Origin of the sequence: Bifidobacterium aerophilum, assembly GCF_010667685.1 — a bacterium.
Lineage (GTDB): Bacteria > Actinomycetota > Actinomycetes > Actinomycetales > Bifidobacteriaceae > Bifidobacterium > Bifidobacterium aerophilum.
Genome location: NZ_WHZW01000021.1, coordinates 31,383 through 57,364 on the forward strand (window position 1 = coordinate 31,383; position 25,982 = coordinate 57,364).

Here is a 25,982-nt window from a genome sequence, read left to right on the forward strand (position 1 = left end):
TTCGCGGGCTGCGCGACTTAGAACTCGCGGCCGAGCTCGCGTGCCTTGTCGAGATACGGGGTTCCGGCGACCTGGCCGGGTGCGAACACGCCGGCCGCAAGCACGGAACCCTTGATCCTCCAGCCGAGGCTTTCGCCGAAGCACATCTCGTAGTAGCCGAGCACGTTTTTGGCGAGCACATCCTCGGGGCTGGCTCCGGCGACCAGCAGCGCCGACTCCTTGCCGGCGAGATCGTCATGCGCGTCGAACGGCAGACGGTCCATCATCGCCTTGATCTGCGCGGAGAACTGCATCCAATAGGTCGGCGTGGCGATCACGATGCCGTCCGCTGCCTTCATCTGCTCCATCACGGTCGTCATGTCGTCGGCCGGCTGGTCGTAGCCGGTGAACGGCGCGATGTTCATGTCGGCGAGCGTGAGTTTGGTCGCGGTGTTGCCGGCGGACTCGACGCCTTCGATGAACGCGTCGGCGAGCATGTCGGCGTTGCCGCCCTTGGTCGGGCTGCCCTGGATGACGAGAATGTGCTTGGCCATGATCGGTCCTTTCGGTCGGTTTGGTTGTCTTGCCGCGGATGCGATGCACATGCGTGTTCCGCGGTGTTCCGATAAGGACAGTATGCATGAGTACATATACTTTTCGTTCTTAGAATAAAAAACTGATCTTTGGAATATGGCAACGATGTTAGGATGGGAAACCATGAACGAGCAAGTCGAATCAAACGAAACGGCCGCGCTGCCTGGCGTATATGTCGCCGCGGAAGCCGACGTAAGTCTCACCGCGCCGACCTGCGCCATCGGCTACGCGTTCAAGGCCATTGAGGGCAAGTGGAAGCTGCCGGTCATGTATGTGCTGTCCGTGCGCGGCGCCGCCCGGTACAACGAGATCAAACGCGAGCTCGGCATCACCAACATGATGCTCACCAACACGCTGCGCGACCTTGAGGAATACGGACTCGTCAGCCGCACCCAATACAACGAGGTGCCGCCGCGCGTCGAATACGCGCTCACCGACAACGGCTACGCCATCATCCCCGCCCTCAAGGAATTCGAGAAATGGGGCCAACGCCTGCTCGACGCGCCGGCCGACGGTCCGGTGGAATAACGAACCAAAGCGATACCGAATCGGCGTTCATGGCGTGCCTAAATAATGCCCTGCCGGGGGCGAATACGCTTGGAAGATGCGTCCGGCGACGGATCGGTCGTCGTGTGATGCGTGATCGTAGAGTTGGCCGGTCGTTCGGAGCGCCGTTGCGGCGATGAATAGAGAGTCCGATGAGGGGCGAACGGGCGAATGTTCCGCAGCCGTCCGTCCGATGTGATGGAGCTCATTGATGACCTGCGGAGCTAAACATCGGCGCTCGTTCGGAATGATTTGTTGTGCGGTTCCTGGTCCTGATTTTGTCCGAAGTCCGCTTTCGTAGTAATCTCCGTAGCTTCTCCTCGCAAAGTTCGCATGATTTCGTCGACCGTGCGAACTATACGAGGAAACAAGTGGTTCAAACTTCGCAAGGTTCGTACACCTCACGAAATCATGCGAACTTTGCGAGGAGCGGCGTGCTCGAGCCCGTACCTACCGGTCTTCCAGATCAATATTCACGTCCCCTGATGTCTGTCCGCCGTTCGTAGAACGGATGCATGCCGGTCATAGGCACGTCGGCGTCCAACAATTTATGCATCAGCGGCGAGCGTTGCGCAACCTCGTCGAACGTCGTCCGGATAATCGTGGTCACCTTGGCGCGGCGCAATGCGTCCTCGCGTTCGCGTTCGTCATGTACCACGGACTGTACGCCGCGTCGTCCCGTCATCTTCGGATCGACATACTTGCCGGTGCCGTCATATTCCAGCACGATGATGCGCCCATCCTGCGTATGCCATACGAAATCGACACGGTATCGTTTCCACGGGGCGTCGGGGTCGACGAACACATGCTGCAATTGCGGCACCGCGAACCCCAGATCGAGGATCGTCGCGTAACACCACGATTCGCCGCCGTTCTCGCACAACGGGTTCGCATAATGCAGCAGGCGCAGCACGGGACCGTGGTTCGCCTGCAATCCGTCGCACGTCTCCATTACCTCGTCCAATGTGACGAGCCCCTTGCGCAACGCCGAATTGAACATAGGCATCGCCTGCGCAAACGGATATCGCAAACCGCAATCGACCAGCGTCCTTGCCGGCGAAGTGATTCGTACAATCTCCGTCCCCGGATCGGGCGTCGCGGCGGACAACGCATGCTCCGGCGCAACGGAGATCACGAGGCCTCCGGGGCATGGACTATGCGCTACCCGGACCACCGGCATATGCCGCATGAAGATGCGGCGGATATTCGCGTGACAGCGGGAATTGCCGCCGGTGGACGATGCGATGAACACCGTATCGTCATCGTGGAGCCGCCAACTGTATTCGAGTTGCAGTATGGCGGCGGCGCTGAGCCCGGCGAATATGCGGGATGGCTGCCGGTACGCCAGTGAGCGGATGACATGACGTGCCTGTTCGCTGGCATTCAGGCCGTTCCAGTACTCGGTTCGCGCGTAGATGCCGCGATGGGGGCGGGCCAGCAGTCCCGATCGCAGCCGTGTAATCACGGCGTGGCGTTGGGCACTGGTCACAGGGGAGAAGCAGCGGCGGAAGGTTTCGGCTTCGTCGCATAGGTTGTCGATGTCCATATTCTTGCGCATACGGATATGATGGGCGCATGCGGTTACCCGTGCAATGAAAACAGGGGTATGTGGTCGAAAGGTATGCTTCGGCGTGTCGTAGCGTTCGGCTCGGCTCCGACTTCGCAAGGTTCGCATGATTGTGACGACCTTGCGGACTTTGCGAAGAAAAAGACCGCCCAAACTTCATAAAGTTCGCGCGACCTGTGAAATCATGCGGACTTTGCGAGAACGGATTATGGTGCCGACTCGGTGCGGCGGGATCGGCGTCGGACTTGAACTATGCCGTTATGACTAGATCGTGTGCGATCCGGATATGCGGAATGGTGTCCGGGAATGCGAACGGCCTCGCCGGCATGCTTGCCGCGAACGGAACAAGACCATTCCGCACGGCTCCACCGATGGACGGGGTGCGGAATGGTTCTGGATTGATTGTCGTGGCGAAACGTGGGAAGACCCGGTGTCAGTGGGCCGAACGAACGTTGCGGCGATGACGGTCGTGGCGATGTGAATCACGAACGTCGGCGTGAACGGGCTGGTGGCCGTCTCCGCCGCCGACATGATGATCGGATCGACGGCGGAGACAGGAAGTAATCGTTCGCTGATAATCGGTCGTCCATCCTCGCTGTCAGCGGGCCGCGTCGCGGGCTGCGATGCGCTCGCAGAAACCGGTCTTGTCCGCTTCGGTGATCGGGCGCAGCACGCGGGCCGGATTGCCCACGGCGACCACGCCGGCCGGGATGTCGTGCGTGACGACCGAACCCGCACCGATCACCGAGCCACGGCCGATGGTCACGCCGCCGAGCACGGTCACATGGCCGCCCAGCCACACGCCGTCCTCGATCACGATCGGCTTGGCTTGGCATGCGCCTGCCTTGCGCTCCTCGAAGTCGAGCGCATGGTTGGTGGCGAACAGACCGACCATCGGCGCGATCCACACGTAGTCGCCGATCGTGATCGGCGCGTTGTCGAGCATCACGCAATCGAAGTTGATGTACGCGTGCGAGCCGATCGAGATGTTGCGGCCCATCTCGCAGCGGAAGTTCGGTTCGATGAACACGTCGTCGCCCACCGCGGCGAACAGCTGTTCCATGATCGCGCGCCGTTCTGCCTCCTGATCATAGTCGAGCACGTTGTAGGCACGGAACAGCTTCTTGGCCTCCACGCGCTTGCGTTCGATCTCCGGATGCGAGTCCTGATAGACCTCGCCGGCCACCATAAGATCCCATTCGACGCGTCCCTCGGGCGTGAGATCCGCGGTGACGTCGTAGGTGTTCGTGGTCATGATTGTTCGCTCCTTCGCCGAAGTTGTGTACGGTCGTACATTATAGGTGACATGCTCGATGTACCCGGATCGAATCGGATAAGCCGAACATGACCCGGGAGTTGCGCGGTCACTGTCCGGCACGCGGATCGGACAGGCGATGGTCGAGGATCTCAAAGTCGGTGAAGGTGCGCGTGCCGCCTTCGCCGGTGGGGGACTGGGCCTCGAACCCGACCTTGAGCAGCCGGTCGAACGGTATGGAGGAGCACAGGCGTGACATGAACCACTGCATGCCGTCGAAGGAGTAGTGGATCGAGAACACGTCGTCGGTGCGGGCGAGCTGCAGCCAGACGAAATCGCCATGGACGGTGACGCCATAGCAGTCGTCCGAAACGCCGTCGGTCGCCACGGTGACGACCGACTTGAACCCGTAGTCGCCCTGCTCGAAGCATGCCTTCACCCAATGCGTGTCGTCCTGATAGGCGAACAGCGCGCCGCCGTCAAACTTCGCCTTGTGCTCGAGCGAGATCTTGGCGCGGCAGACAAAGTCGCCCACGACCGGCCGATAGACGAATGCCGCGTCGGCTACCACGCTGTCGTCCACGGGATTGACGAAGAAGTCCTTGCCCGGTATGGATTCGATGGTCAGTACGTTGCCGCTGATGTTGAATGTGACGTTGTCCGAGTTCGCGCACAGCATGATGGAATTCCTTTCGATCGGTGGTCCGGGGCGGGTCTTGCTCCGGCTTGTGCCGGCGTATTCGGGATCGGTGCCCGGCGCTGCGTATCCCGGTTTGACCGAGGTGATTGATTATGATGATAATTCCGTAAACTCTTCCAAAGAGCGTTTATTGTGGCGAAATATTGGTATGATGATTCCTGAATATAGGAGAATCGTTCCATACCGGTGGATTCGATACGCGAAGATGCATGGAGATGAGATGATATGGCAAACATCGCGGTCCAGGTGAACTCCGACTATCTGGAGGACGTGCGGTACGACGACCCCACCCTGCCGATCCACTTCTGCATGGACTACTTCGACACGCTCGCCGGTCACGAGATCAACGTGCACTGGCATCGCGACTTCGAATTCGCGATCATGCTGCGTGGCGCCTGCGACTATCATCTCGCCGGCGGCGACGCGATACGACTCGAACAGGGCGACGGCATCTTCATCAACTCCGAAGCGCTGCACTCGGCCGACAATCCCACCTCGGGCGCGATCATGAGCTGCGTCACGTTCTCGCCGCTGTTCTTCACCGGGCAGCCATCCGGCACGATCTACAGCCGGCACGTCCTGCCGGTCACGAATCGGCCGCTCGCCGGACTGCATCTCAGTGCGATCCGCGACCGTGACATACTTGCGGAAATACTGACGGTTACGTCAATCGGCAAACGCGGGACAACTGCGCCGCTGGAATACGTCGAACACGTGGCGAAACTGTGGCGACTGACGTTGTCGGCGCTCGACAAGGTGCCGGACGAGCGGCCTGACGAGACGGAACTGCTTCGTGAACGGCGCCTGCGCACCATGATGACGTTCGTTCAACGACATTTCGGCGACGGCATCGATGTGGCCGACATCGCGGCCAGCGCCGGCATCGGCCGCACCGAATGTTTCCGACTGTTCACGCGCCTCGCCGCAGTCAGCCCGGGGGAGTACCTGATCTCCTACCGTCTGCGTCGGGCCGCGGCGATGCTCGGCTCCGACGACGATTCCGTCGCGCACGTCGCCCGTGTCTGCGGGTTCAATGACGCCAGCTATTTCGCCAAACGGTTCCGGCAGCGCTACGGATGTACGCCAAGAGAATATCGTGCCATTGCCGGACGGGTTTCGCGGCGTCCTGTGTTGCCGGAGTGAAGATTGGAGCGTGATTGCGAAACTTGCACGTACTATTGCGCCCTCCAGATCATGCCGATGTGCGGGATGCCGTCTTCGAGGAACTCGTCGGAGACCTGTGTGAAGCCGAGCTGCTCGTACAGGCCCCGCGCGTAGGTCTGCGCCTCGATGTGCACGACGTCGGCGTGCGCATGTTCCTGTGCCACACGCAGTCCCTCGCGTACGATCCGCGTGCCGAGCCCCTGTCGGCGGCGGGTCGCCAGCACGCGGCCGATCGAAACTTCCGGGAACGTGACGCCCGGATCGATCACGCGGCAATAGGCGGCGATGCCGTTCTCGTCGTGCAGGAACGCATGCCAGCAATGCCGGTCCGCATCGTCGACCTCCTGATAGGCGCACCGCTGCTCCACCACGAACACCGCCACACGCACGCGATAAATCTCGTACAGTTCCGCCGCGCTCAGCTCTTCAAATCGTTTCACCGTCAACTGCATGAGGTCATTGTAAAGAATGCCGACGATTCCATGCCCGAACCGTATGATCCACCATCGAACGACGACGCGAGAAAGACGGAATGACGTATGTCTTCAAGGCATGAGCGGGCATCGGACGACACTATTGGTCGATACTATGTGGATGCGGTGTAATACGGAACGGAAGCTGCATGCGGTTCAAGACCCGTGGCATGCAGCCATGACCCTCATGGAAAGGAACCATCATGAACAAACGCACGCTCGTCACGTATTTCTCCGCCACCGGCACCACGCGCGGCGTGGCCGAACGCCTCGCGCACGCCATCGGCGCGGACCTGAAGGAAATCGTGCCGGCGCAGCCCTACACGGCCGCCGACATCAACTGGCGCGACACCGCCAGCCGTTCCAGCGTGGAGCACGCGCACCGCGACATGCGCCCGGCGCTCGCCGAACCGATCGATGTGGAGCCTTACGACGTGGTGTTCGTCGGCTACCCGCTGTGGTGGGAGACCGCGCCGCGCGTGGTGCGCACCTTCCTCGAAAGCGCGGACTGGGCCGGCAAGACCGTCGTGACGTTCGCCACGTCCGGTTCCAGCACGCGCGGCGCCGACGGCGTGCAGCTGCACGACTCCGCACCCGCCGCCCGGTGGGTGCCGGGCCGCCGCGTCGCCGCCTCCGAAAGCGAGGCCAAGCTCGCCCAGTGGGTCGACGGTCTGAACCTATAGTTCGGCATCGTGGTGACGCCTGTGTCCGGCAGATTCGCGCACAGGCCGATAATGGCCGTCTCCGCGTTGCGTCAATGATTGTTGCGCGGGCTGATGAACCGATCGGATCAGTCGCGCACGGCGAAGCCGGCATCTGCGATGCGCGACTGCATAGACACCCAACCATGCGTGAACCGTATGACGAAAGAACACCGCTCCGGGCGCGCGGCTACGATGGGGCGTCATGAGCACAAAGCAACATGGAGGAGGGAATATGGCGGTCACCTGGCTGCTGCTGTTCGTGACCATCTGCTGCGAAGTGGTGGCGACATTGTCGTTGCGCGCGTCCGAAGGGTTCTCCAAACCCATGTGGGCGATCCCGGTCATTATCGGCTACGTGACGTGCTTCTACCTGCTGTCCGTGGTGCTGGAACGCGGCATGCCGACCGCGCTCGCCTACGGCGTGTGGTCGTGCGTGGGCATCATCCTGACCGCATTCGCCGCACGCGTGCTGTTCCATGACCCGCTGAACTGGAAGATGCTCGCGGGCATGGCCATCATGATCGTCGGCATTGCCGTCATGCAGTGGGGCACGCACGCCGTGGCATGACGGCATGGGCACGCATGACGAATGCGGGGCGGGGCGCATACGGATATGGTCCGTATGCGCCCCGCCCTTATGCGTTGCGTGGTCGAGTCGTCCGAGTTGACCACGGTGCGTCCGTCACCGGTTGGTGAGCGCCTCCTGCGTGGGCGCGTAGCGGGCGCCTTCGATGGTGATCGAGTCGAGCGTGCGGTTGATCTCGGCCAGTTCGTCCGGCGTGAACGTGACGGCTGTGCCGCCGAGGTTCTGCCGCAGGCGGTCGACGTGCTTGGTGCCGGGGATCGGTACGATCCACGGGCGCTGCGCGAGCAGCCAGCCGAGCGCGATCTGTGTGGGCGCGACGCCGCGCTCGTCCGCCAGCGACTGCACGTATTCGCTCATGCGGATGTTGTGTGCCATGTTGTCGGGGGAGAAGCGCGGGATCCTGCTGCGATAGTCGTCGGTGGCGAAGCGTGTGGCCGCGGTGAACCGGCCTGCCAGCATCGCCTTGCCGAGCGGGCTGAACGGCACGAGCCCGATGCCGAATTCCTCGAGCATCGGCATCAGCTCCTGTTCGGGTTTGCGCCACCACATCGAATACTCGTTCTGCACGGCCGTGACCGGCGTGACCGCATGCGCGCGGCGCACGGTGGCGGGCGCGGCCTCCGACAGCCCCCAGTGCAGGATCTTGCCTTCGGCCATGAGTTCGCCCATGACTCCGGCCACATCCTCGATCGGCACGGCCGTGTCCACGCGATGCTGGTAGTACAGGTCGATGTGATCGGTGCGCAGCCGTTTGAGCGACCCCTCGACCGCCTTGCGGATCGTCGCGGGGCGCGAATCGGTCTGCTGCACGCGGCCGGACGCGTCCAACGTGGCGTCGCTGTCCGAGCCGTCGCCGTTCGGGCCGCCGTGCAGGGCGAACCCGAACTTGGTGGCGATCACCACGTCGTCGCGGAACGGTTCCAACGCCTCGCCGACCAGCTCCTCGTTCGTGAACGGCCCGTACACTTCGGCCGTGTCGAAGAACCGTTCGCCCATCTCGTACGCCGCGCGGATCACGCGGATCGACTCGTCGTGCGGCAGGAACGGCGGCCAGCTCATCGTGAACCCCATGCAGCCCAAACCGGTCGCCGACACCTTCAGCGCGGCCTTCCCTGTGCCCAGTGTGCGAGTCGGCAACTGACCATCCTGTGCCATAATCAACTCCTTGCCTGATATGTCGTCCAATGCCAACGATGATGTGACGCCGGTCGCGTGCGCCAACGGCCGACGGGAATGCCCCGCCTGACATGCCTGACTGCCATTGGCGCACCACGCGCGGTTCCGAAAATCAGATGGGGAACCGGATGGTGCTGAGGAAGCGCGCCGTCTCGGCGTCGTCATCGCCGCGGAACAGGCTCCTGCCGGTGTCGAGCGCGGCGATGCGGGTCATGTCGTCGTCGGAGAGCGTGAAGTCGAACACGTCGAAGTTCTCTTCGATGCGGTTGCGATGCACGGACTTCGGGATGCACACGATGCCGCGCTGGAGCAGCCAGCGCAGGATCACCTGCGCCACCGACTTGCCATATCGCGCGCCGATGCCGGCGATCGTCTCGTTGTGGAACATGCCTCCGCGTCCCTCCGCGAACGATCCCCACGATTCATGCGCGACGCCGTACTCCTCCATGACCTTGTGCTCCGTGATGCGCTGGCACAGCGGATGCGTTTCGATCTGGTTCAACGCCGGCGTCACTTCGACGTGCAGGCACAGATCCACCAGACGGTCATTGGGGAAGTTGCATACGCCGATCGCCCGGACGCGTCCTTCGCGCAGCAGCTCCTCCATTGCGCGCCATGAGCCGTAGTAGTCGCCAAATGGCTGGTGGATCAGGTACAGGTCGAGATAGTCGAGTCCCAGTCTCGCCATCGACCGGTCGAACGCGCGGCGTGCCGCATCGTAGCCCTGATCCTGCACCCACAGTTTTGTGGTGACGAACAGTTCACTGCGCGCAACGCCGGATCGTGCGATCGCGCGGCCGACCGCCTCCTCGTTGGTGTAGGCGGCGGCCGTGTCGATGAGCCGGTATCCGACGTCGATCGCATCGGATACGGCCTGTTCGCATTGAGCGGCGTCGGTGATCTGGTAGACGCCGAATCCCAGCATCGGCATCGTGACCCCGTTGTTCAGCGTGATGGTTTCCATGGGTTGTCCTTATATCGTCGAATGGATGGTTGCGTGTCGTCCAGGTTCATGACTGGGCGGCGTGTCCATGATTATGGTATGGCGTTCGGCTTCGGCACACATGACTTCAGCGATTGCTTCTGGTTGCCGTCGCGTGAACCATATGTTTATGCGAGTCCGATCGGTGCGATCGCGGCCGAACACGCGTCTGCCAGACCGGATGTCGCGTGGCGTCGCGATCAGACGTGGCCGATGACGTGAGCGGGATTGCCGGCGACGATCGCGCCGGCCGGCACGTCGTGCGTGACGATCGCGCCCGCGCCGACGATCGCGCCGTCGCCGACCGTCACGTGCTGCAGGATGATCGCGCCCGCGCCGATCCACACGCGTCTGCCGATCGTGATCGGCTGGCTCACGGTGGTCGCGCGATGCGCCGGGTCCTTCATGTGGTTGATGGTGATGAGCTGTACGTTTGGCCCCAGAAACGAGTCGTCGCCGATGCTGATGCCGCCGCGGTCCATGAGCGTGCATCCCCAGTTGATGAACACGTTGCGTCCGAGCGTGATGTTGCGCCCGAAATCCGTGTAGAACGGTGGGTTGAGTCGGAACGACGGGTCCACGCTGTGGCCGACGATTTGCTCGAAAATCTCATGGATTTCCTTGGGTTCATGCAAGCCGGTGTTCAGTTCGGCGCACAGCCGTTTCGTGGCGCGGATGATGGTGCCGATGACGGCGTCGTAGCCGGGCTCGTGCGGGTCGACGGGTTTGCCGCCGCGGTCTCGGGCGAGCAGGTCCGTCGCCCGGAAGGACGACTCCGGCGATTCCGTATCGGGAATGCCGTCGCGGACTGCGGATGTGTCGTTTGCGACGGAAAGGGTTGCGGTGGAGGTCATGATGCGTTCCTTTCGACGATCGCCATCATTGAACCGCCTCGATCACGCATTGTCCAATAGCATGAGCATATGGTCGTCTATGCTTAAAATGTATGGCTAATGTCGTAGCGGCATCCGGTCGGATGCGCCATGGCGATGCGGGCGACGGCGGAACGGAGCGAGGCATGGAGCTGCGTGTGTTACGGTATTTTCTGGCGGCTGCCGAGGAAGGCAGCGTCACCGGCGGCGCCGAACTGCTGCGGATATCCCAGCCCACGATGTCGCGGCAGCTACAGCAGCTCGAACGCGAGTTGGGCGTGACGCTGTTCGAACGAGGCCAACGATCCATTACGCTGACCCCGGAAGGCATGCTGCTGCGTGACCGGGCGCGGGCGCTCGTCGAACTCGCCGACAAGACGATAAGCGATGTGTCGAACCGTTCGGCCGGGGAACTGGATGGCGAGATCGCGATATGTTGCGGCGAACTGCGCGGCGTCGACTGGATCGCCGAACGCATGGCCGTGTTCCGCGCTCGGCATCCGCGTGTGCGGTTCGCGTTGTTCTCCGCGACGGCCGATGTGATGCAGGAACGACTGGAACAGGGTCTGTCCGATGTCGCCGTGATGGGCGGGGCGATCGACGCGGAACGGTTCGGCTTCCTGAATTTGCCGCAGGCGGACCGATGGGGCGTGATGATGCGCGACGACGATCCGCTGTCCGGTCTCGACGGGATCACTCCTGACGATCTCGGGGGACGGGAGGTGCTGATGCAGTACCGCCCGCAGGTGCGCGGCATGTTGGACAACTGGTTTGGTGGCGTACGTGACGAGATCACGGTTTCCGGCACGTACAACCTGCCGTTGAATGCGGCGATCGCGGTGCGGCACGGTCTCGGCGTCGCGCTGTGCATCGACGTTGGACAGGTCGGCGAAGGCCTGCGGTTCGTGCCATTGACGCCGCATCTTGACGTGCCGTCCGTTGTCGTGTGGAAGCGGAACCGTACGCTCAATCCCTCGGCTGCGGCGTTCGTCGAGTTCCTGAGATCTGGAGGTTCAATTTAGCTATCGATAAGCCAAGAATTGAACTTGCGGCGTTTTGTTACATGATGCGGTGCTATGGTTTGAACCAATGATTTTGAACTTTGAACTTTCCGGGATTGGGGGAGCGGCATGGAAAGTTTTGCGACGCGGCTGAAGACGGCGATGGGCGCACGCCATCTCAAACAGGTCGACATCGTACATGCCGCCGAACGGGCCGGGGTCAAACTCGGCAAAAGCCACATCAGCCAGTATGTCGGCGGCAAGACCATACCGCGCACGGAAACGCTGCGGTTCCTCGCCGACACGCTCGGCGTCGACGAGGAGTGGCTGCTCGGCCATGATACGCCGCCGGCGAGCCGGTCGCAGCCGGTCGCAGCCTCCATCTCGCCGGCATCATCACAACAACACGCAACGTCAGACCACCCAATCATCCTGTCGGAAGAAGGAATCCCCATGCGTCAGTTCCACAAATCCACCAAACTCGACAATGTCCTCTACGACGTGCGCGGCCCGGTCGTCGACGAGGCCGCCCGCATGGAGGAGGCGGGCATGCACGTGCTCAAGCTCAACATCGGCAACCCAGCGCCGTTCGGCTTCCGCACGCCCGACGAGGTCGTCTACGACATGTCCCGCCAGCTGACCGACACCGAAGGCTACTCCGCGTCCAAGGGACTGTTCTCCGCCCGCAAGGCCATCATGCAGTACGCGCAGCTCAAGAACATCCCCAATGTCGGCATCGAGGACATCTACACCGGCAACGGCGTGAGCGAGCTCATCAACCTGTCGATGTCCGCGCTGCTCGACGACGGCGACGAGGTGCTCGTGCCCAGCCCCGATTACCCGTTGTGGACCGCCTGCGTGAACCTCGCCGGCGGCACCGCCGTGCACTACGTGTGCGACGAGCAGTCCGAATGGTATCCGGACATCGACGATATGCGATCCAAGATCACCGACCGCACCGTCGCGATCGTCCTGATCAACCCGAACAACCCGACCGGCGCGCTCTACCCGCCCGAAGTACTCCAGCAGATCGTCGACCTCGCCCGCGAACACCAGCTCATGATCTTCTCCGACGAGATCTACGACCGACTCGTCATGGACGGTCTGAAGCACGTCTCGATCGCCTCGATGGCGCCAGACCTGTTTTGCGTCACGTTCTCCGGCCTGTCGAAGTCGCACATGATCGCCGGCTACCGCGTCGGCTGGATGGTGCTCTCCGGCAACAAGCGCATCGCCAAGGACTACATCGAAGGCCTCAACATGCTCGCCAACATGCGCATCTGCTCGAACGTGCCCGCCCAGTCGATCGTGCAGACCGCGCTCGGCGGCCACCAGTCCGTCAACGACTACATCGTGCCCGGCGGCCGCATCCACGACCAGCGCGACTACATCTACAACGCGCTCAACTCGATCGACGGCGTCACCGCGGTCAAGCCGAAAGCCGCGTTCTACATCTTCCCGAAACTCGACGTGAAGAAGTTCAACATTACCGACGACGAAGAGTTCGCGCTCGACCTGCTGCACGACAAGCGCATCCTCATCACGCGTGGCGGCGGCTTCAACTGGCAGGAGCCGGACCACTTCCGCATCGTCTACCTGCCGCGCATCGAAGTGCTCAAGGACGCGGTCGACAAGCTCACCGACTTCCTGTCGTACTACCGCCAGTAAGCCGACGCCGTTATCGGCCGACAATGCGGGCGGGGGCGATCCTTCTCGGATAGGATCGCCCCCGCCCGTTCGTTGTCGCGGCATCGGCCGCACGAAGAATCACTGCGCTTCCGGCACCGACGCGAACACGTCATGATGCGAGTCGAGCACATGCATGCGGGTCAGCGGCCAGAACGTGAACACCGCCACGCCCACCACGTTGTCCAACGGCACCTGGCCTCCGTTCGCGTCGTTCTGGTGGGCGCGGCTGTCGGCGCTGCCCGAACGGTTGTCGCCCATCACCCACATCATGCCCTCGCCGACCGTGACGCTGAACGCCTGGTCGGACGGATTCACCCCCGAGCGCAGATACGACGATTCGTCGATCGCCACGCCGTTGATCTTGAGAGGAGCGCCGCCCCCGTCGCAGCTGACCGTGTCCCCGGGCATGCCGATCACGCGTTTGATCAGATACTCGCCCTTGCCGGCGGTCAGCCAGTTGTCCGGATCCCTGAACACGACGATGTCGCCGCGCTCGGGCTTCATCACCTTGATCGCCGCCACGCGGTCCTCCAACTGGATTGTGTCGAGCATGCTGCCGGACGGAATCACATACGTGCCGAGCAGGAACACGCGCACCAGCGCCACCACGACGACCGGCACCACGATCCACGGCACCCAGCTCAGCAGTTCACCCACCGTGTCCGTGCCGGATTCGTCGGCCGGATTCGTCCGGCGCGGTGCCACGTGCTTGCCTGTTGCCATGTGATGCCCCTGTTCCTGATTCGGCGATGACTGGCACATCATATAACACCGGTCTGCCCCCGACCGGTTTTCGCCGGAGGAAGGTTTTCCGTTAAAATTGGGTATTGACAAATTTCCCGACTCGGTATATGGACGGTGAAACCTGTTTGACATGACTGAGCGGTACTCTGTCTACGCATTGACCAAAGAACCGCAGAATCCCGGTGGCTCTGCCAAAACGATATGAAGGTGGTTTCGGTGACTTTCCACGCCCCGCTCGATCTGAGCATACATAAATCACAAGGTCTGTACGACCCCGGCGCCGAGCATGACGCATGCGGCGTGGGTATGGTCACCACCCTCAACAAGCGACCCGAACGCAAGATCGTCGACGACGCCATCGAGGTGCTCGTCAACCTCAACCACCGCGGCGCGGTAGGCGCCGAGGAGAACACAGGCGACGGCGCGGGCATCCTTATGAGCATGCCCGACGAGTTCATGCGCGCCACCGTCGGAGTCGAACTGCCCGAGGAAGGCCATTACGCGGCCGGTATCGCGTTCCTCGACCGCGACATCGCCACTTCCGGCCAGCAGGAGCAGGCCATCGCCGCCATCGTGCGCGAGGAGGGCCTCGACGTGCTCGCATGGCGCGTCGTGCCGACCAACCCGGACGGCCTCGGCCTGCAGGCCCTCGCCTCCATGCCGAGCTTCAAGACGCTCGTCGTGGCCGACCCGGACGGCAAGCTCGCCGGCATCGACCTCGACCGCAAGACGTTCCGCATCCGCAAGCGCGTCGAGCATGAGGTGGGCATCTACTTCGCGTCGCTGTCCGCCCGCACCATCACGTACAAGGGCATGCTCACCACGATGCAGCTCACCCCGTTCTTCCCCGACCTGAGCAGCCCGCTCATGAAGGCGAAGATCGCGATCGTGCACTCGCGCTTCTCCACGAACACGTTCCCGAGCTGGCCGCTCGCCCAGCCGTTCCGTCTGCTCGCCCACAACGGCGAGATCAACACCATCCAGGGCAACCGCAACTGGCTGTCCGCGCGCGAAGGCCGCCTGAGCTCCGAACTGCTCGGCGAGTTCAAGCCGCTGCTGCCGATCACCACGCCCGGCTACTCGGATTCCGGCACGTTCGACGAATGCCTTGAGCTGCTGCACCTCGCCGGCCGCTCCCTGCCGCACGCGATCTCGATGATGCTGCCGCCGGCCTGGGAGAACAACGACCAGCTCGACCCGGACGTCAAGGCGTTCTACGAGTACAACAACACGCTGATCGAGCCGTGGGACGGACCGGCCGACATCATCTTCACCGACGGCACGCAGGTCGGCGCGCTGCTTGACCGCAACGGCTTCCGCCCCGGCCGTTGGCAGCTCACCGACGACGGCTACCTCGTGCTCGCCTCCGAGGCGGGCGTGCTGCCCGAGATCGACGACGCGCACGTGGTCGAGAAGGGCCGTCTGGAGCCGGGCAAGATGTTCCTCGTCGATACCGACGAAGGCCGCATCATCCCAGACGAGGAGATCAAGAAGAGCCTCGCCTCGCAGCATCCGTACCGCCAGTGGGTCGAAGGCAACTCGGTCGAGATGAGCGACCTGCCGCAGCGCGAGCACGTGAGCCACTCCGGCCAGTCCGTGCAGCGCCGCCAGCGCGCGTTCGGCTACACCGAGGAGGACCTGAAGCTCCTGCTCGCCCCGATGGCCAACACCGGCAAGGAGCCGCTCGGCTCGATGGGCAACGACAACCCGCTGCCGGTGCTCTCCAAGCGCAGCCGCATGCTGTTCGACTACTTCCATCAGAAGTTCGCGCAGGTCACCAACCCGCCGCTGGACTGGGAGCGCGAGGAGATCGTCACCTCGCTCGAGTCCGCTATCGGCCCGGAGCCGAACCTGCTTGAGGATTCCGAACTGCACGCCAAGAAGATCCTCATTCCGCTGCCGGTCATCAACTCCGACGAAATGGCCCAGCTCAAGCGCCTCGACAAGGCCAAGGTGCTCGGCGGCTACTACCGTCCGTTCGTCGTCAAGGGCCTCTACCAGGTCGCCGGCGGCGGCAAGGCGCTCGAGGAGCGGCTCGAGGAGATCTTCTCCGAAGTCGACGACGCGATCGCGAACGGCTGCAACTTCATCGTGCTGTCCGACCGCGAATCGAACCACACGTGGGGCCCGATCCCGTCGCTGCTGCTCACCGCGGCCGTGCAGCACCACCTGCTGCGCCGCCACACCCGCACGCAGATCTCGATGGCCGTCGAGGCCGGCGACGTGCGCGAGATTCACCATGTCGCCCTGCTCATCGCCTACGGCGCGGCCTGCGTGAACCCGTACCTCGCGTTCGAATCCGTCGAGAACCTCGCCCGCACCGGCTACCTCAAGGTCGATGCGCCCACCGCCGTGAAGAACCTCACCAAGGCGCTGTCCATCGGCGTGCTCAAGATCATGGCCAAGATGGGCGTCTCCACGATCATGAGCTACCGTGGCGCGCAGCTGTTCGAGGCCGTTGGCCTGAGCAAGGAAACGGTCGACAAGTACTTCACCGGCACCGTCTCCCAGGTCGGCGGCGTCGGCCTCGACGAGATCGCCGAGGAGGTCGCCATCCGCCACCGCGTCGCCTACCCGAACCAGTGGACGGCCACCCCGCACATGAACCTCGAGACCGGCGGCGAATACAAGTGGCGTCGCACCGGCGAGGGCCACCTCAACGACCCCGAGGCGATCTTCCTGCTCCAGCAGTCCACCGCGCGCGGCGACTACCAGATGTTCAAGAAGTACTCGCACCACATCAACGACACGTCGAACCGCATCATGACCCTGCGCGGCCTGATGAAGTTCAAGCACGACCGCAAGCCGATCGACATCTCCGAGGTCGAGCCGGCCAGCGAGATCGTCAAGCGCTTCTCCACCGGCGCGATGAGCTACGGCTCCATCTCGCAGGAGGCGCACGAGACGCTCGCCATCGCCATGAACACGCTCGGCGCGCGCTCCAACTCCGGCGAGGGCGGCGAATCCGACGATCGCATCGAGGACCCGCTGCGCTACAGCCGCATCAAGCAGATCGCGTCCGCCCGCTTCGGCGTGACCTCCGACTACCTCGTGCACGCCACCGACCTGCAGATCAAGCTCGCGCAGGGCGCCAAGCCCGGCGAGGGCGGCCACCTGCCCGGCGCGAAGGTCCCGCCGTGGATCGCCAAGGTCCGTCACGCGACCCCGGGCGTGGAGCTCATCTCCCCGCCGCCGCACCACGACATCTACTCGATCGAGGATCTGAAGCAGCTCATCAACGACGCGAAGATGGCGAACCCGAAGGCGCGCATCCACGTCAAGCTCGTCTCCGAGTTCGGCGTCGGCACCATCGCGGCCGGCGTGGCCAAGTGCCATGCCGACGTGGTGCTGATCTCCGGCTACGACGGCGGCACCGGCGCGGCCCCGCTCAACGCGATCCGACACGCGGGCACCCCGTGGGAGATCGGCCTGTCCGAGACCCAGCAGACGCTGATCCTGAACGGTCTGCGCTCCCGCATCGTCGTGCAGTGCGACGGCGAGCTGAAGACCGGCCGCGACGTGGTCATCGCCGCGCTGCTCGGCGCCGAGGAATTCGGCTTCGCGACCGCCGCGCTGATCGTCGAAGGCTGCGTCATGATGCGCGCCTGCCAGAAGAACACCTGCCCGCAGGGCATCGCCACCCAGGATCCGGAGCTTCGCGCCCGCTTCCGCGGCAAGCCCGAGTCGGTCATCAACTTCTTCATGTACATCGCCGAGGAGGTGCGCGAGATCCTCGCCGAGCTTGGCTTCCGCACGCTCAAGGAGGCCGTCGGCCACGTCGAATGCCTCGACCAGAACGAGGCCATCAAGCGCTGGAAGGCCGACGGCATCGACCTGACCAACGTGCTCATGCAGCCCGGCCCGGTCCCCGGCACCATCCTGCACAACACCGAGCCGCAGAACCACGAGCTCGACAAGGCGCTCGACAACAAGCTCATCGAGCTCGCCCAGCCGGCGCTCGAGAACAAGGAGCCGGTGACGATCGACCTGCCGATCCGCAACGTGAACCGTACGCTCGGCACGATGGTCGGCTACGAGATCACCCGCCGTTACGGCGCGGCCGGTCTGCCGGACAACACGATCGACATGACGTTCCACGGCGCCGGCGGCCAGTCCATCGGCGCGTTCATCCCGAGCGGCGAGACGATCCGCGTGATCGGCGAGGTCAACGACTACGCCGGCAAGGGCCTGTCGGGCGGCCGCCTGATCGTGCGTCCGAACGATGACGTGACCTTCGACCCGCACGAGAACGTCATCGCGGGCAACGTGACCGGCTTCGGCGCGACCTCCGGCCAGATGTTCGTCGCGGGCCGCGCGGGCGAGCGCTTCGCCGTGCGCAACTCCGGCGCGACGTTCGTCGTCGAGGGCGTGGGCGACCACGGCTGCGAGTACATGACCGGCGGCACCGTCGTCGTGCTCGGCTCCACCGGCCGCAACTTCGGCGCCGGCTTCTCGGGCGGCAATGCGTACGTGCTCGACCTCGACATGAACCAGGTCAACCCCGAAGGCCGCAAGAACGGCTCGCTGCTGTTCGAACCGCTCGACGAGACGACCGCGCCGATCGTGCGCGACCTGGTCGAGCAGCACGCCAAGGAGACCGGCTCCGCGTTCGCCAAGGAACTGCTTGCCAACTGGGACGAGAACGTGCTGCGCTTCACCCGCGTGGTGCCCGAACACTTCCTCGCCATGACCGCGGCCATGAAGCAGGCCGAAGAGGACAACATCGATTTCAATGCGCCCGGCGCCTGGGAACAGGTGTACGAGCATGTGATGGAAGGAGCGCGCTGACATGGGAGATCCTCGTGGATTCCTGAAGGTCCGTACCCGCCGAGAGCTCGCCGAACGCCCGGTCGCCGAGCGCATCAAGGACTGGCTCGACGTGCACGCCGAATCCGGCCTGCAGCCGTGGACCACCGAACAGGCGGCCCGTTGCATGGACTGCGGCACCCCGTTCTGTATGACCGGCTGCCCGCTCGGCAACATCATTCCCGAGTTCAACGACCTTGTGCGCCAGGAGAAGTGGGAGGACGCGTACAACCGCCTGTCCACCACCAACAACTTCCCCGAAGTCACCGGCCGCATCTGCCCGGCCCTGTGCGAGGCCGCGTGCGTGCTCGGCATCCACCAGCCGCCGACGATGATCAAGAACGACGAGTGCACGATCATCGATCAGGCGTGGGATCTCGACTACGTCAAGCCCCTGCCTCCGCAGCGCCTGACCGATCAGACCGTCGCGGTCGTCGGCTCCGGCCCCGCCGGCCTCGCCTGCGCCCAGCAGCTGACGCGCGCGGGCCACACGGTCGTCGTGTACGAGCGCGACGACGCGATCGGCGGCCTGATGCGTTACGGCATCCCGAACTTCAAGCTCGACAAGCGACTGCTCGACCGCCGCGTCAAGCAGATGGAAGCCGAAGGCACGCGCTTCCGCACCGGCGTGGAGATCGGCAAGGACATCAGCTGGGACGACCTGCGCTCCCGCTACGACGCGGTCGTCGTCGCCATCGGTTCGACCGTGCCGCGTGACATGAAGATCCCCGGCCGCGAGCTCAAGGGCATCCACTTCGCGATGGAGTTCCTGCCCGACGCGACCCGCCGCGTGTACGGTGTCAAGCCGGTGCACGACATCACCGCGAAGGACAAGCACGTCGTCATCATCGGCGGCGGCGACACCGGTTCCGACTGCCTCGGCACGTCCATCCGCCAGGGCGCGAAGGACGTGACCGTGCTGCAGATCATGCCGAAGGAACCGAGCCAGCGTCCCGACAGCCAGCCGTGGCCGACCTTCGCCCGCCTGTACCAGAAGACCTCCTCGATGGAGGAAGGCGGCACCTACGTGTACAGCACCGATTCGGTCAACTTCGTCGGCTCCGAAGAGGAACAGGCCAAGGTGCACGTCGAGAACTCGACCGCCACCGAAGGTTTCGTGGCCGATGAGACCGGTCACGTGACCGGTCTGAAGGTCGTCGACGTGGCTCCGGGCGAGAACGGTCCGTTCACCCGCCAGCCCGGCACCGAACGTGTGCTGCCCGCCGACCTCGTGCTCATCTCCGTCGGCTTCCTGCATCCGGACACCACCACGCTGGTCGACCAGCTGCCGGTCGAGCTCGACAAGCGCGGCAACGTGGCTCGCAACGACAAGTTCGCTACCTCGCAGGACGGCGTGTTCGTCGCCGGCGACGCCGGCCGCGGTCAGAGCCTCGTCGTGTGGGCGATCTCCGAGGGACGCTCCTGCGCCGCCGCCGTGGACGAATACCTGACCGGCTCCACCGAGCTGCCCGCGCCGATCGTCGCCTCCCAGCGTCCGATGATGCTGCCTCGCTGACGATCGTGTCGTGACCGGTCCCGCAGGGGCCGATCATATGCCCGTAAAAGCCCTTCCGTTGTCACGGCGGAAGGGCTTTTCACGTATCGGACACGGGTTGATTCGTGTGGCGCATGCGCACTGCGGATACCATGGAACCATAGGGAAGGCGGTGCGCGATGAGGCGACGCAGTATTGCCGCGACGGTCGGCACGATATCCGCAATCGCGATGCTGACGGTGTGCGGCGTGGCATGGCATGCGCGGACGGGAGAATCGGTCCGTCATCAGTCTCAGCCGGGTTCGTCTTCGCATAACATGATCGAACCCGATCATGACGATCTTGACAGAGGCATCGTACCGCGGTCCACGGGCCGACCCATTCCGAACGAATCGGAACTGATCGATCCGAGCGTGCTCGCCGGACTGAACATGGGCGTGGACGATTCCTATCCCGGCGACGCATGGTTCCGCGAAGCCGGAGGCGGCAAGACCACGGAAACGGTGGACCGGAACGATCAGCCATCGGAACCGGACGATCGGCCGAATGTTCCGACGGCGACGCGCGTCCGTCTCGACGTTCCCCAGAGCGTGCAGGAAACCGGATACTGGTGCGTGCCGGCCACGCTGCAAATGGCGTTGCGGTACAAAGGCATTGACGTTGACCAGGCCACGCTCGCCGCGGCCATGAGCACAAAGCCCGACACTGGCACCGAATACGTCGACCTAGCCCGCGTCGCCAACCGGTACCTGTTCGGCGTCGAGGACCCGAACCCGAACGGAGCCGGCTATCGCGTGCAGACCATCGCGATAGGGGACACGGATCCGGCCGTCGCGCGCACGTTCATGGAACGCGCGAAAACGGATCTCGACGACGGATACCCGGTGTTCGCCGCCATCGACGTCCAATCGATGTACCCGTCGTTCGGTCGGTTCAACCACATGATCGTCATCACCGGATACGACGCGGACGCCGACGGTACCGTCACGCACTGGACATACCGCGACCCGTGGTACCGCGTGCAGGACGAGACCTACGGCGGCCTGAAGATCGTCGCCGCGAGCGAGATGATCGATGCGATCAGATCCAACGAGGAACCGGCCTATATCTGGTGAACCTTGCCCGCATTTCCGGCTTCCGGCGCTTATTCCCGAGGGATACTGACCTATATTGGAAATGAACGGAACGAGGGTGATCGGAAATGGCGATGACGAAACGAACGATCCTGCGCATACTGTGGTGGATCGGTCTTATTTGTCAGCTGCCGACCGCATGGTGCTGGATCGACGACCGGACCGTTTCGAACGTGTTCTCCGGACTGCCGTTGTCATGCGATCTCACCCAGCCCAATTGCGACACCATGTCCGGTATTTGGCGACTGTTGCTGCTCACCGTCGTCGGATACGCGGTCTGGATCGCCGTCGCCGTGCTGCGCATCGTCTGGTCGGGTGCGCAAGATATGCAAGGTGATACGGCAAAGCCGTTGCTCCTGCGCATCGTCGTCGTTCTTGTCACCATCGGCATGCCGGTCGTCACGCTGCCGGTCGTCGGCGTCATGGTCCTTACCGTCATGCTCGTTTTGGGATGGTGATATGACGCGGACGTTCCGATGGGACATGCACGACGTACGGCGGGGGAGCGCGGTACACTGGCACACAGTGTTATCCGTCTCGCAGTAGAGGAGTAGTGGAATGCCGAACCGTGCAGAACGTCGCAAGGCCGCGAAGGACCAGCGCAGGGGAATCCCGCAGCAGTATGATCAGACGCGGGGCCGTGGCCGTGCGCACATGATCGACGAATACGCGTTGCAGGAGAAGTCCCGCCGTATCCAGGAAGGCACCGACGGCCCGTGGAAGCCGACCGCGCACTTCGACTCCGACGAAATCGACTCCACGTTCGAATCCGATCCGAACTACCGTGATCCGAAGGCGTTCAAGGCGCCGCATTCCGTGCACCAGTGGTTCCGCGTGGTCAGCTGGGTGCTGATCGTGCTCGCCGCCGTCGCGTTCTGCGTGGTCATGTGGCTGCCGAGCCATCCGGTGTGGCTGATCGCCGTCGTGGCCGGCGTGTTCATCGTCGGAGTGCTCAGCCTGTTCTTCACGGCCGGCAACTCCAAGAACAATCCGAACCTCGACCAGAACGGCACCGCCATCTGACCGATGGCCGAACTTTCGACAAAACGCACGATCAGACGCAACACGAACGCGGAGATTGTGCGTTTTTTCGTGTCCGATGGCCTAGAGTTAGCAGTGGTAGCAATCAGTTATCAACAGATTGGAGAGGTGTACCAATGAAGGTCGATATTCTCACCCGTTAAAGAATCGATCCCGCTCTTCGTTGAAATATAGCCAATCACAGGGTGAGGACCTTCCCGGTAGGCGAGTCTCGTGGGACATTGGGGGACATTGCTGCTCGTCACTTGTTGTCAATGTCGTTGATGATGTCTTCGGCGAGTGGGATTTCCCCGGTTTCGATGCGGCTCATGATGTAGGCCATGAGGCTGGGGGATCGTTTGAGCTGCCGGTATTGGCCGGTGGGGATGTCGATGACGTCGGTGCCGTGCGTGGTGTCGTCGATGATCTGCTGGTCGGTCCGTTCTGGCATACCGATGAGTTCGGATCGGAGTTTGCGGCTCCATGTGATTGATCGTTGACCGCGCGTCGCGTTCACGTACTCGAGCCAGAGCCGTCGCGCCGTGCCGGCTCCCAGTTCGTCGATAGCGTCGGGATCGAGGAGCTGGAACGGTGCGAATGACTGTTTGCGGCTGGTTTTGTTGTCCATGCGGGTGATCTCGCTGCCGATGGAGTCCGGTGGCTTGCTCATGTATCCGCCGACCTGTGCGGGCGTGGTGGTGACGGGTAGGACGATCACTCCATGTCGTTTGCCGGCCTGTCGGCTGCCTTGCCGTTCGAGTTGCCGGTTCCACAGGTCGAGCATATCGACTTGCATGGCCTTGCAGTCCGTATGGGGGTTGTCGGTGAATACGAGCATGTGGATGTGGACGTGCCAGCCGGACCGGGGATTCCATGTGATCTCGAGACTGCGCGCCCAGTGCCGGATGCCATATGCCTGTTTGATGGTGCGCCATTGGTGGCTGGCGGTGATGGCCATCCATGCGCCGCCGATCATGTCCATGCCGGTGACAAGCGGCTCGGCCTTCGTGTGCGGCCGGGTGAGCGTCGCGAACACTAGCCCGTGACCCGCCTGCGTCCATGCGTCCGCGGCTTGCTGGAGGTCTTTGGCTCGTGCGGCGCGGATGATCGTCGAACAGATCGGGCACGCCCACGGCGAGGCACAGTGTTCGAGTCCGGTAATCGAGGCCGTGTGACCGATGAGTTGTATGGTGGGTTTGCCGATCGGCCATCCGCAGCGGGCAATCCTGCTGGGTTTGACGAAGCCTAGGGCGTCGTCGGCTTGTTTGACAGCTTCGTCGATGAGCCATGCGGATGACCGGTTACGGCGTTCCCACTGGCGTTGCCGCCAGTCTCGCCTGTCCTCAAGCCGTTGAAGTGGCGTTCTTGTCCTTGTCGTCGGTGTCGTCTGTGGTGCCGCATTGTCCGTCATGCGTGGTGCCTATGCGCGTGGGATGCGTGTCGCGCAGGTTCTTGATCACGTCGTCGGGCACTTGTTGTCCGTGGAATCGGATCGCCCTGTTGCGTTCCGCGTCGTAGATGTAGCCGGTACCGGGCTGTCGGGGTCCGATGAGCCAGGGTGCGGCTCCGGCCTGTACGGCGCTGTCTCCGAGCAGCATTTTGGTTTCCTCGATGCTGTTGAGTCGTAGGGCGATGCGGGTCGGGCACCGGTCGCGTAGTGGCATGCTTTCCTTGCGTGGGTCCTGACTAGCGAGCTGTATCGTGAATTTGCAGGCCCGGCCGAGACGGAGGAGACGGTCGAGCAGGACGCGTATTCGTTCCTGTTGCTGCTTGGTCTGTTTGTCGATGCCTCCGGTGAGTTCGGCGGCCTCGTCCACGACGACCAGGATCATCGGCGTGTCGCGGCTTACCCGGATGCTGGTCTTGTGTGCCGCGCGTAATATCCGCATGCGTTGGTCGAGCTGTTGATTGAGACGTTCGAGCAGCGTGACCGTCTCATCCAACGTAGTGGCGAGATCGGCCAGGCAGCCGCCGAAACGGTCGAGTTCGATTCCTCCTTTGAGGTCGATGCCGTAGACGAGCGCGGTGCCGTCGTCGATATGGGGGCTGAGGTTGACGAGCAGGTCGGCGATCAGGTTCGATTTGCCGCTGCCGCTGACCCCGATCAGGGCGATGTGTTGTCCGGGAGTCAGTCGGATCCAGTCGTGGCTGATGGTGTCGTAAAAGCATAGGGGTGATTCGGGGTCACCCCTATGCAGTAGCCGTTGCAGCCATCCGTTCATCGCGTGATCGTCCAGTACCGGTATCCACGGCGCAGCCATGTCCTGGCGCCGCCCATCTCGTAAGTATCACGGATCTGTTGGCCGATCCGGTTGGCTTGTTCCTCGTCGCGGATGCGCGGCACTTCGCTTACCGGCACACGGATGTGCATGATACGGGGATAACCCCATGTGAACGGCATGTGCCACAGGTAGCGGACCCTTACGTGTTCGGGCAGGTGGTCGCCGTACGAGCGCAGAACCGCCTGAACCGTGCAGCGCATCCCGTCGGCCGTTACGGCGAGATACCCTATGATCGCAGCCAGTGCGGCCAGTGTCACGAATGCGGCGAGCAGCGTGACGGTCGGTGGTGTGAGTAGCCAGTCGGGCATGATGTTCCTTTCAAAAATGGATGGAAGGGGCGGTCTGATCATGGCTGAGCAGAGGCCGCCCTTTATTTGGGCTACTTGAGACCGAACGGCTTGTTCAGGCCGTTGTCAATGGGCTTGTCCTTGGCCGGTTCTCCGGGTTTCGTGTCGGTCTTGCCGTCCGCGATCATGTCGTCCGCGTCGAAAACGTAGACAAGTGACCCCTTCTTGCTGATTCGTCCGCGAATGGTCAGATTCTCGAATCGAATCTTCGTTCGCTCGGGAATATTGAACTGCTCTGAGCGGGGAATGTTGACCTCCATGATCTCGGGATGCCCGTCGGGCGGCATGATGAGCGCACTGCACACGCGGACGGGCTTGTCATCCCGCTTCATGACCTCGCCGTCATACTCTGCCGTAGCGACCGACAGCAGCTCGATGCTGCCGAGCTGCTGCTGATCCATCGGATACTGATACATCAGAGTTCCTTCCTGTCATCGAACGGGACTTTCCCGTTCTTACCGTCACATCTATGCGCGGATGAGGATCCGCCGGCGCATCATGACCCTCCCACCCCCGATCGACGCGCGTCCGGATCTCTGAGCCGGTTTCGGGATCCGGCTGCGATCCGCGTTCGTGGTTCCGGGACATGACGAGCTCATTCCCGGGCGGACGCTCAACATCCGTCCGTTCTTACTCATGAGGGGAATGCTGTTGTTCTTCGTTTCCGATCCGGATGCCGTCTGTTGTCGTGCCGTCTCGGCGGGTCGTGTGTTGCGGACGCATGCGTTGGGTGTTGAAGCCGGGATAAGGTGGGGGCGACCCGCCGAATTCCCGGGATATGCGGAAACTGACTAGGGTGTGTTTACTCTAAGGGTCGTTTGAGGTGGATGGCGATGAGCGCGAGGTGAACATCGGAGAGGTAGGTCT

24 protein-coding genes are annotated in these 25,982 nt (G+C 63.0%); 11 read left to right on the forward strand and 13 right to left on the reverse strand.

Going from position 1 to position 25,982, the window contains the following annotated elements; translation table 11 throughout:
- Nucleotides 1–17: 17 nt before the first annotated feature.
- Nucleotides 18–533 (reverse strand): flavodoxin family protein, encoded by a 516-nt coding sequence (locus GFD25_RS09805; protein ID WP_163232351.1) that lies wholly within the window; start codon nucleotides 531–533, stop codon nucleotides 18–20.
- A gap of 163 nt (nucleotides 534–696) precedes the next feature.
- On the opposite strand from GFD25_RS09805, the gene GFD25_RS09810 reads away from it, so the two are divergent.
- A complete protein-coding gene (locus tag GFD25_RS09810; RefSeq protein ID WP_163232353.1) occupies nucleotides 697–1,101 on the forward strand; it encodes a winged helix-turn-helix transcriptional regulator in 405 nt (134 codons plus the stop codon).
- 484 nt (nucleotides 1,102–1,585) lie between these two features.
- On the opposite strand, the gene GFD25_RS09815 is transcribed toward GFD25_RS09810, so the two are convergent.
- The 3 genes from GFD25_RS09815 to GFD25_RS09825 all read right to left on the reverse strand — a co-directional run bounded on the left by GFD25_RS09815 (nucleotide 1,586) and on the right by GFD25_RS09825 (nucleotide 4,620).
- Nucleotides 1,586–2,665: a CTP synthase gene (locus GFD25_RS09815; RefSeq protein ID WP_239512533.1), complete on the reverse strand. Its 1,080-nt coding sequence runs from the start codon at nucleotides 2,663–2,665 to the stop codon at nucleotides 1,586–1,588.
- 619 nt (nucleotides 2,666–3,284) lie between these two features.
- On the reverse strand, nucleotides 3,285–3,941 hold the full coding sequence (locus GFD25_RS09820; protein WP_204314867.1) for a sugar O-acetyltransferase: 657 nt from the start codon (nucleotides 3,939–3,941) through the stop codon (nucleotides 3,285–3,287).
- A gap of 109 nt (nucleotides 3,942–4,050) precedes the next feature.
- A complete protein-coding gene (locus GFD25_RS09825; RefSeq protein WP_163232355.1) occupies nucleotides 4,051–4,620 on the reverse strand; it encodes a DUF1349 domain-containing protein in 570 nt (189 codons plus the stop codon).
- Between the two features lie 246 nt (nucleotides 4,621–4,866).
- Between GFD25_RS09825 and GFD25_RS09830 the strand changes: the two genes are divergently transcribed.
- The gene (locus tag GFD25_RS09830) at nucleotides 4,867–5,784 is read left to right on the forward strand and encodes an AraC family transcriptional regulator (protein WP_163232357.1); all 918 of its coding nucleotides are present in this window, start codon (nucleotides 4,867–4,869) and stop codon (nucleotides 5,782–5,784) included.
- Between the two features lie 32 nt (nucleotides 5,785–5,816).
- Here GFD25_RS09830 and GFD25_RS09835 read toward each other — a convergent pair whose 3' ends face one another.
- Entirely contained in the window at nucleotides 5,817–6,257 is a 441-nt protein-coding gene (locus tag GFD25_RS09835; protein ID WP_163232359.1) for a GNAT family N-acetyltransferase, read from the reverse strand.
- A gap of 224 nt (nucleotides 6,258–6,481) precedes the next feature.
- Here GFD25_RS09835 and GFD25_RS09840 point away from each other — a divergent pair, with 224 nt between their 5' ends.
- Nucleotides 6,482–6,961, forward strand: a complete 480-nt coding sequence (locus GFD25_RS09840) for a flavodoxin (protein ID WP_163232361.1) — start codon at nucleotides 6,482–6,484, stop codon at nucleotides 6,959–6,961.
- 253 nt (nucleotides 6,962–7,214) lie between these two features.
- Nucleotides 7,215–7,550: a DMT family transporter gene (locus tag GFD25_RS09845; protein ID WP_163232363.1), complete on the forward strand. Its 336-nt coding sequence runs from the start codon at nucleotides 7,215–7,217 to the stop codon at nucleotides 7,548–7,550.
- 114 nt (nucleotides 7,551–7,664) lie between these two features.
- On the opposite strand, the gene GFD25_RS09850 is transcribed toward GFD25_RS09845, so the two are convergent.
- The 3 genes from GFD25_RS09850 to GFD25_RS09860 all read right to left on the reverse strand — a co-directional run bounded on the left by GFD25_RS09850 (nucleotide 7,665) and on the right by GFD25_RS09860 (nucleotide 10,580).
- Nucleotides 7,665–8,723: an aldo/keto reductase gene (locus tag GFD25_RS09850; RefSeq protein ID WP_163232365.1), complete on the reverse strand. Its 1,059-nt coding sequence runs from the start codon at nucleotides 8,721–8,723 to the stop codon at nucleotides 7,665–7,667.
- A 133-nt stretch (nucleotides 8,724–8,856) separates the two neighbouring features.
- Complete coding sequence (locus GFD25_RS09855; RefSeq protein WP_163232367.1) at nucleotides 8,857–9,708, reverse strand: aldo/keto reductase; 852 nt, start codon at nucleotides 9,706–9,708, stop codon at nucleotides 8,857–8,859.
- Nucleotides 9,709–9,926: 218 nt separating this feature from the next.
- Complete coding sequence (locus tag GFD25_RS09860; protein ID WP_163232369.1) at nucleotides 9,927–10,580, reverse strand: sugar O-acetyltransferase; 654 nt, start codon at nucleotides 10,578–10,580, stop codon at nucleotides 9,927–9,929.
- 92 nt (nucleotides 10,581–10,672) lie between these two features.
- On the opposite strand from GFD25_RS09860, the gene GFD25_RS09865 reads away from it, so the two are divergent.
- Together GFD25_RS09865 and GFD25_RS09870 are read left to right on the forward strand one after the other, a co-directional pair.
- Nucleotides 10,673–11,620: a LysR family transcriptional regulator gene (locus tag GFD25_RS09865; RefSeq protein ID WP_163232371.1), complete on the forward strand. Its 948-nt coding sequence runs from the start codon at nucleotides 10,673–10,675 to the stop codon at nucleotides 11,618–11,620.
- Nucleotides 11,621–11,728: 108 nt separating this feature from the next.
- Complete coding sequence (locus tag GFD25_RS09870) at nucleotides 11,729–13,267, forward strand: aminotransferase class I/II-fold pyridoxal phosphate-dependent enzyme (protein WP_204314868.1); 1,539 nt, start codon at nucleotides 11,729–11,731, stop codon at nucleotides 13,265–13,267.
- Nucleotides 13,268–13,366: 99 nt separating this feature from the next.
- Here GFD25_RS09870 and lepB read toward each other — a convergent pair whose 3' ends face one another.
- Nucleotides 13,367–14,011 (reverse strand): signal peptidase I, encoded by a 645-nt coding sequence (lepB, locus tag GFD25_RS09875; RefSeq protein WP_163232373.1) that lies wholly within the window; start codon nucleotides 14,009–14,011, stop codon nucleotides 13,367–13,369.
- Between the two features lie 237 nt (nucleotides 14,012–14,248).
- Here lepB and gltB point away from each other — a divergent pair, with 237 nt between their 5' ends.
- From gltB to GFD25_RS09900, 5 genes are all read left to right on the forward strand, one after another.
- The gene (gltB, locus tag GFD25_RS09880) at nucleotides 14,249–18,820 is read left to right on the forward strand and encodes a glutamate synthase large subunit (protein ID WP_163232375.1); all 4,572 of its coding nucleotides are present in this window, start codon (nucleotides 14,249–14,251) and stop codon (nucleotides 18,818–18,820) included.
- A gap of 1 nt (nucleotide 18,821) precedes the next feature.
- Nucleotides 18,822–20,354, forward strand: coding sequence for a glutamate synthase subunit beta (locus GFD25_RS09885; protein ID WP_163232377.1), 1,533 nt, complete (start codon nucleotides 18,822–18,824; stop codon nucleotides 20,352–20,354).
- Nucleotides 20,355–20,512: 158 nt separating this feature from the next.
- Nucleotides 20,513–21,448: a C39 family peptidase gene (locus GFD25_RS09890; RefSeq protein WP_163232379.1), complete on the forward strand. Its 936-nt coding sequence runs from the start codon at nucleotides 20,513–20,515 to the stop codon at nucleotides 21,446–21,448.
- Between the two features lie 92 nt (nucleotides 21,449–21,540).
- Nucleotides 21,541–21,924, forward strand: coding sequence for a hypothetical protein (locus GFD25_RS09895; protein WP_163232381.1), 384 nt, complete (start codon nucleotides 21,541–21,543; stop codon nucleotides 21,922–21,924).
- A 100-nt stretch (nucleotides 21,925–22,024) separates the two neighbouring features.
- Complete coding sequence (locus GFD25_RS09900) at nucleotides 22,025–22,489, forward strand: tripartite tricarboxylate transporter TctB family protein (RefSeq protein WP_163232383.1); 465 nt, start codon at nucleotides 22,025–22,027, stop codon at nucleotides 22,487–22,489.
- Between the two features lie 259 nt (nucleotides 22,490–22,748).
- On the opposite strand, the gene GFD25_RS09905 is transcribed toward GFD25_RS09900, so the two are convergent.
- From GFD25_RS09905 to GFD25_RS09920, 4 genes are all read right to left on the reverse strand, one after another.
- On the reverse strand, nucleotides 22,749–23,897 hold the full coding sequence (locus GFD25_RS09905) for a protein rep (RefSeq protein WP_163232385.1): 1,149 nt from the start codon (nucleotides 23,895–23,897) through the stop codon (nucleotides 22,749–22,751).
- A complete protein-coding gene (locus GFD25_RS09910) occupies nucleotides 23,830–24,708 on the reverse strand; it encodes an FtsK/SpoIIIE domain-containing protein (protein ID WP_163232387.1) in 879 nt (292 codons plus the stop codon). Before GFD25_RS09910 ends, GFD25_RS09905 begins: the two co-directional genes overlap by 68 nt.
- Nucleotides 24,705–25,076 carry a hypothetical protein gene (locus tag GFD25_RS09915; protein WP_163232389.1) on the reverse strand — a complete coding sequence of 124 codons (372 nt, stop codon included), beginning with the start codon at nucleotides 25,074–25,076 and terminating at the stop codon, nucleotides 24,705–24,707. Before GFD25_RS09915 ends, GFD25_RS09910 begins: the two co-directional genes overlap by 4 nt.
- Before the next feature lie 71 nt (nucleotides 25,077–25,147).
- The gene (locus GFD25_RS09920; protein ID WP_163232391.1) at nucleotides 25,148–25,531 is read right to left on the reverse strand and encodes a hypothetical protein; all 384 of its coding nucleotides are present in this window, start codon (nucleotides 25,529–25,531) and stop codon (nucleotides 25,148–25,150) included.
- Nucleotides 25,532–25,982 lie beyond the last annotated feature (451 nt).

Excerpts from the sequence above, each read along its gene's own strand:
- GFD25_RS09845 (WP_163232363.1), top strand. The coding sequence starts at position 7,215 with ATGGCGGTCACCTGGCTGCTGCTGTTCGTGACCATCTGCTGCGAAGTG.
- GFD25_RS09850 (WP_163232365.1), bottom strand. The coding sequence starts at position 8,723 with ATGGCACAGGATGGTCAGTTGCCGACTCGCACACTGGGCACAGGGAAG.
- GFD25_RS09890 (WP_163232379.1), top strand. The coding sequence starts at position 20,513 with ATGAGGCGACGCAGTATTGCCGCGACGGTCGGCACGATATCCGCAATC.
- GFD25_RS09830 (WP_163232357.1), top strand. The coding sequence starts at position 4,867 with ATGGCAAACATCGCGGTCCAGGTGAACTCCGACTATCTGGAGGACGTG.
- GFD25_RS09905 (WP_163232385.1), bottom strand. The coding sequence starts at position 23,897 with ATGACGGACAATGCGGCACCACAGACGACACCGACGACAAGGACAAGA.
- GFD25_RS09810 (WP_163232353.1), top strand. The coding sequence starts at position 697 with ATGAACGAGCAAGTCGAATCAAACGAAACGGCCGCGCTGCCTGGCGTA.
- GFD25_RS09865 (WP_163232371.1), top strand. The coding sequence starts at position 10,673 with ATGGCTAATGTCGTAGCGGCATCCGGTCGGATGCGCCATGGCGATGCG.
- GFD25_RS09840 (WP_163232361.1), top strand. The coding sequence starts at position 6,482 with ATGAACAAACGCACGCTCGTCACGTATTTCTCCGCCACCGGCACCACG.
- GFD25_RS09835 (WP_163232359.1), bottom strand. The coding sequence starts at position 6,257 with ATGCAGTTGACGGTGAAACGATTTGAAGAGCTGAGCGCGGCGGAACTG.
- GFD25_RS09815 (WP_239512533.1), bottom strand. The coding sequence starts at position 2,665 with ATGGACATCGACAACCTATGCGACGAAGCCGAAACCTTCCGCCGCTGC.
- lepB (WP_163232373.1), bottom strand. The coding sequence starts at position 14,011 with ATGGCAACAGGCAAGCACGTGGCACCGCGCCGGACGAATCCGGCCGAC.
- GFD25_RS09825 (WP_163232355.1), bottom strand. The coding sequence starts at position 4,620 with ATGCTGTGCGCGAACTCGGACAACGTCACATTCAACATCAGCGGCAAC.
- GFD25_RS09860 (WP_163232369.1), bottom strand. The coding sequence starts at position 10,580 with ATGACCTCCACCGCAACCCTTTCCGTCGCAAACGACACATCCGCAGTC.
- GFD25_RS09885 (WP_163232377.1), top strand. The coding sequence starts at position 18,822 with ATGGGAGATCCTCGTGGATTCCTGAAGGTCCGTACCCGCCGAGAGCTC.
- GFD25_RS09855 (WP_163232367.1), bottom strand. The coding sequence starts at position 9,708 with ATGGAAACCATCACGCTGAACAACGGGGTCACGATGCCGATGCTGGGA.
- GFD25_RS09820 (WP_204314867.1), bottom strand. The coding sequence starts at position 3,941 with ATGACCACGAACACCTACGACGTCACCGCGGATCTCACGCCCGAGGGA.
- GFD25_RS09805 (WP_163232351.1), bottom strand. The coding sequence starts at position 533 with ATGGCCAAGCACATTCTCGTCATCCAGGGCAGCCCGACCAAGGGCGGC.
- GFD25_RS09920 (WP_163232391.1), bottom strand. The coding sequence starts at position 25,531 with ATGTATCAGTATCCGATGGATCAGCAGCAGCTCGGCAGCATCGAGCTG.
- GFD25_RS09900 (WP_163232383.1), top strand. The coding sequence starts at position 22,025 with ATGCCGAACCGTGCAGAACGTCGCAAGGCCGCGAAGGACCAGCGCAGG.
- GFD25_RS09895 (WP_163232381.1), top strand. The coding sequence starts at position 21,541 with ATGACGAAACGAACGATCCTGCGCATACTGTGGTGGATCGGTCTTATT.
- GFD25_RS09910 (WP_163232387.1), bottom strand. The coding sequence starts at position 24,708 with ATGAACGGATGGCTGCAACGGCTACTGCATAGGGGTGACCCCGAATCA.
- GFD25_RS09870 (WP_204314868.1), top strand. The coding sequence starts at position 11,729 with ATGGAAAGTTTTGCGACGCGGCTGAAGACGGCGATGGGCGCACGCCAT.
- GFD25_RS09915 (WP_163232389.1), bottom strand. The coding sequence starts at position 25,076 with ATGCCCGACTGGCTACTCACACCACCGACCGTCACGCTGCTCGCCGCA.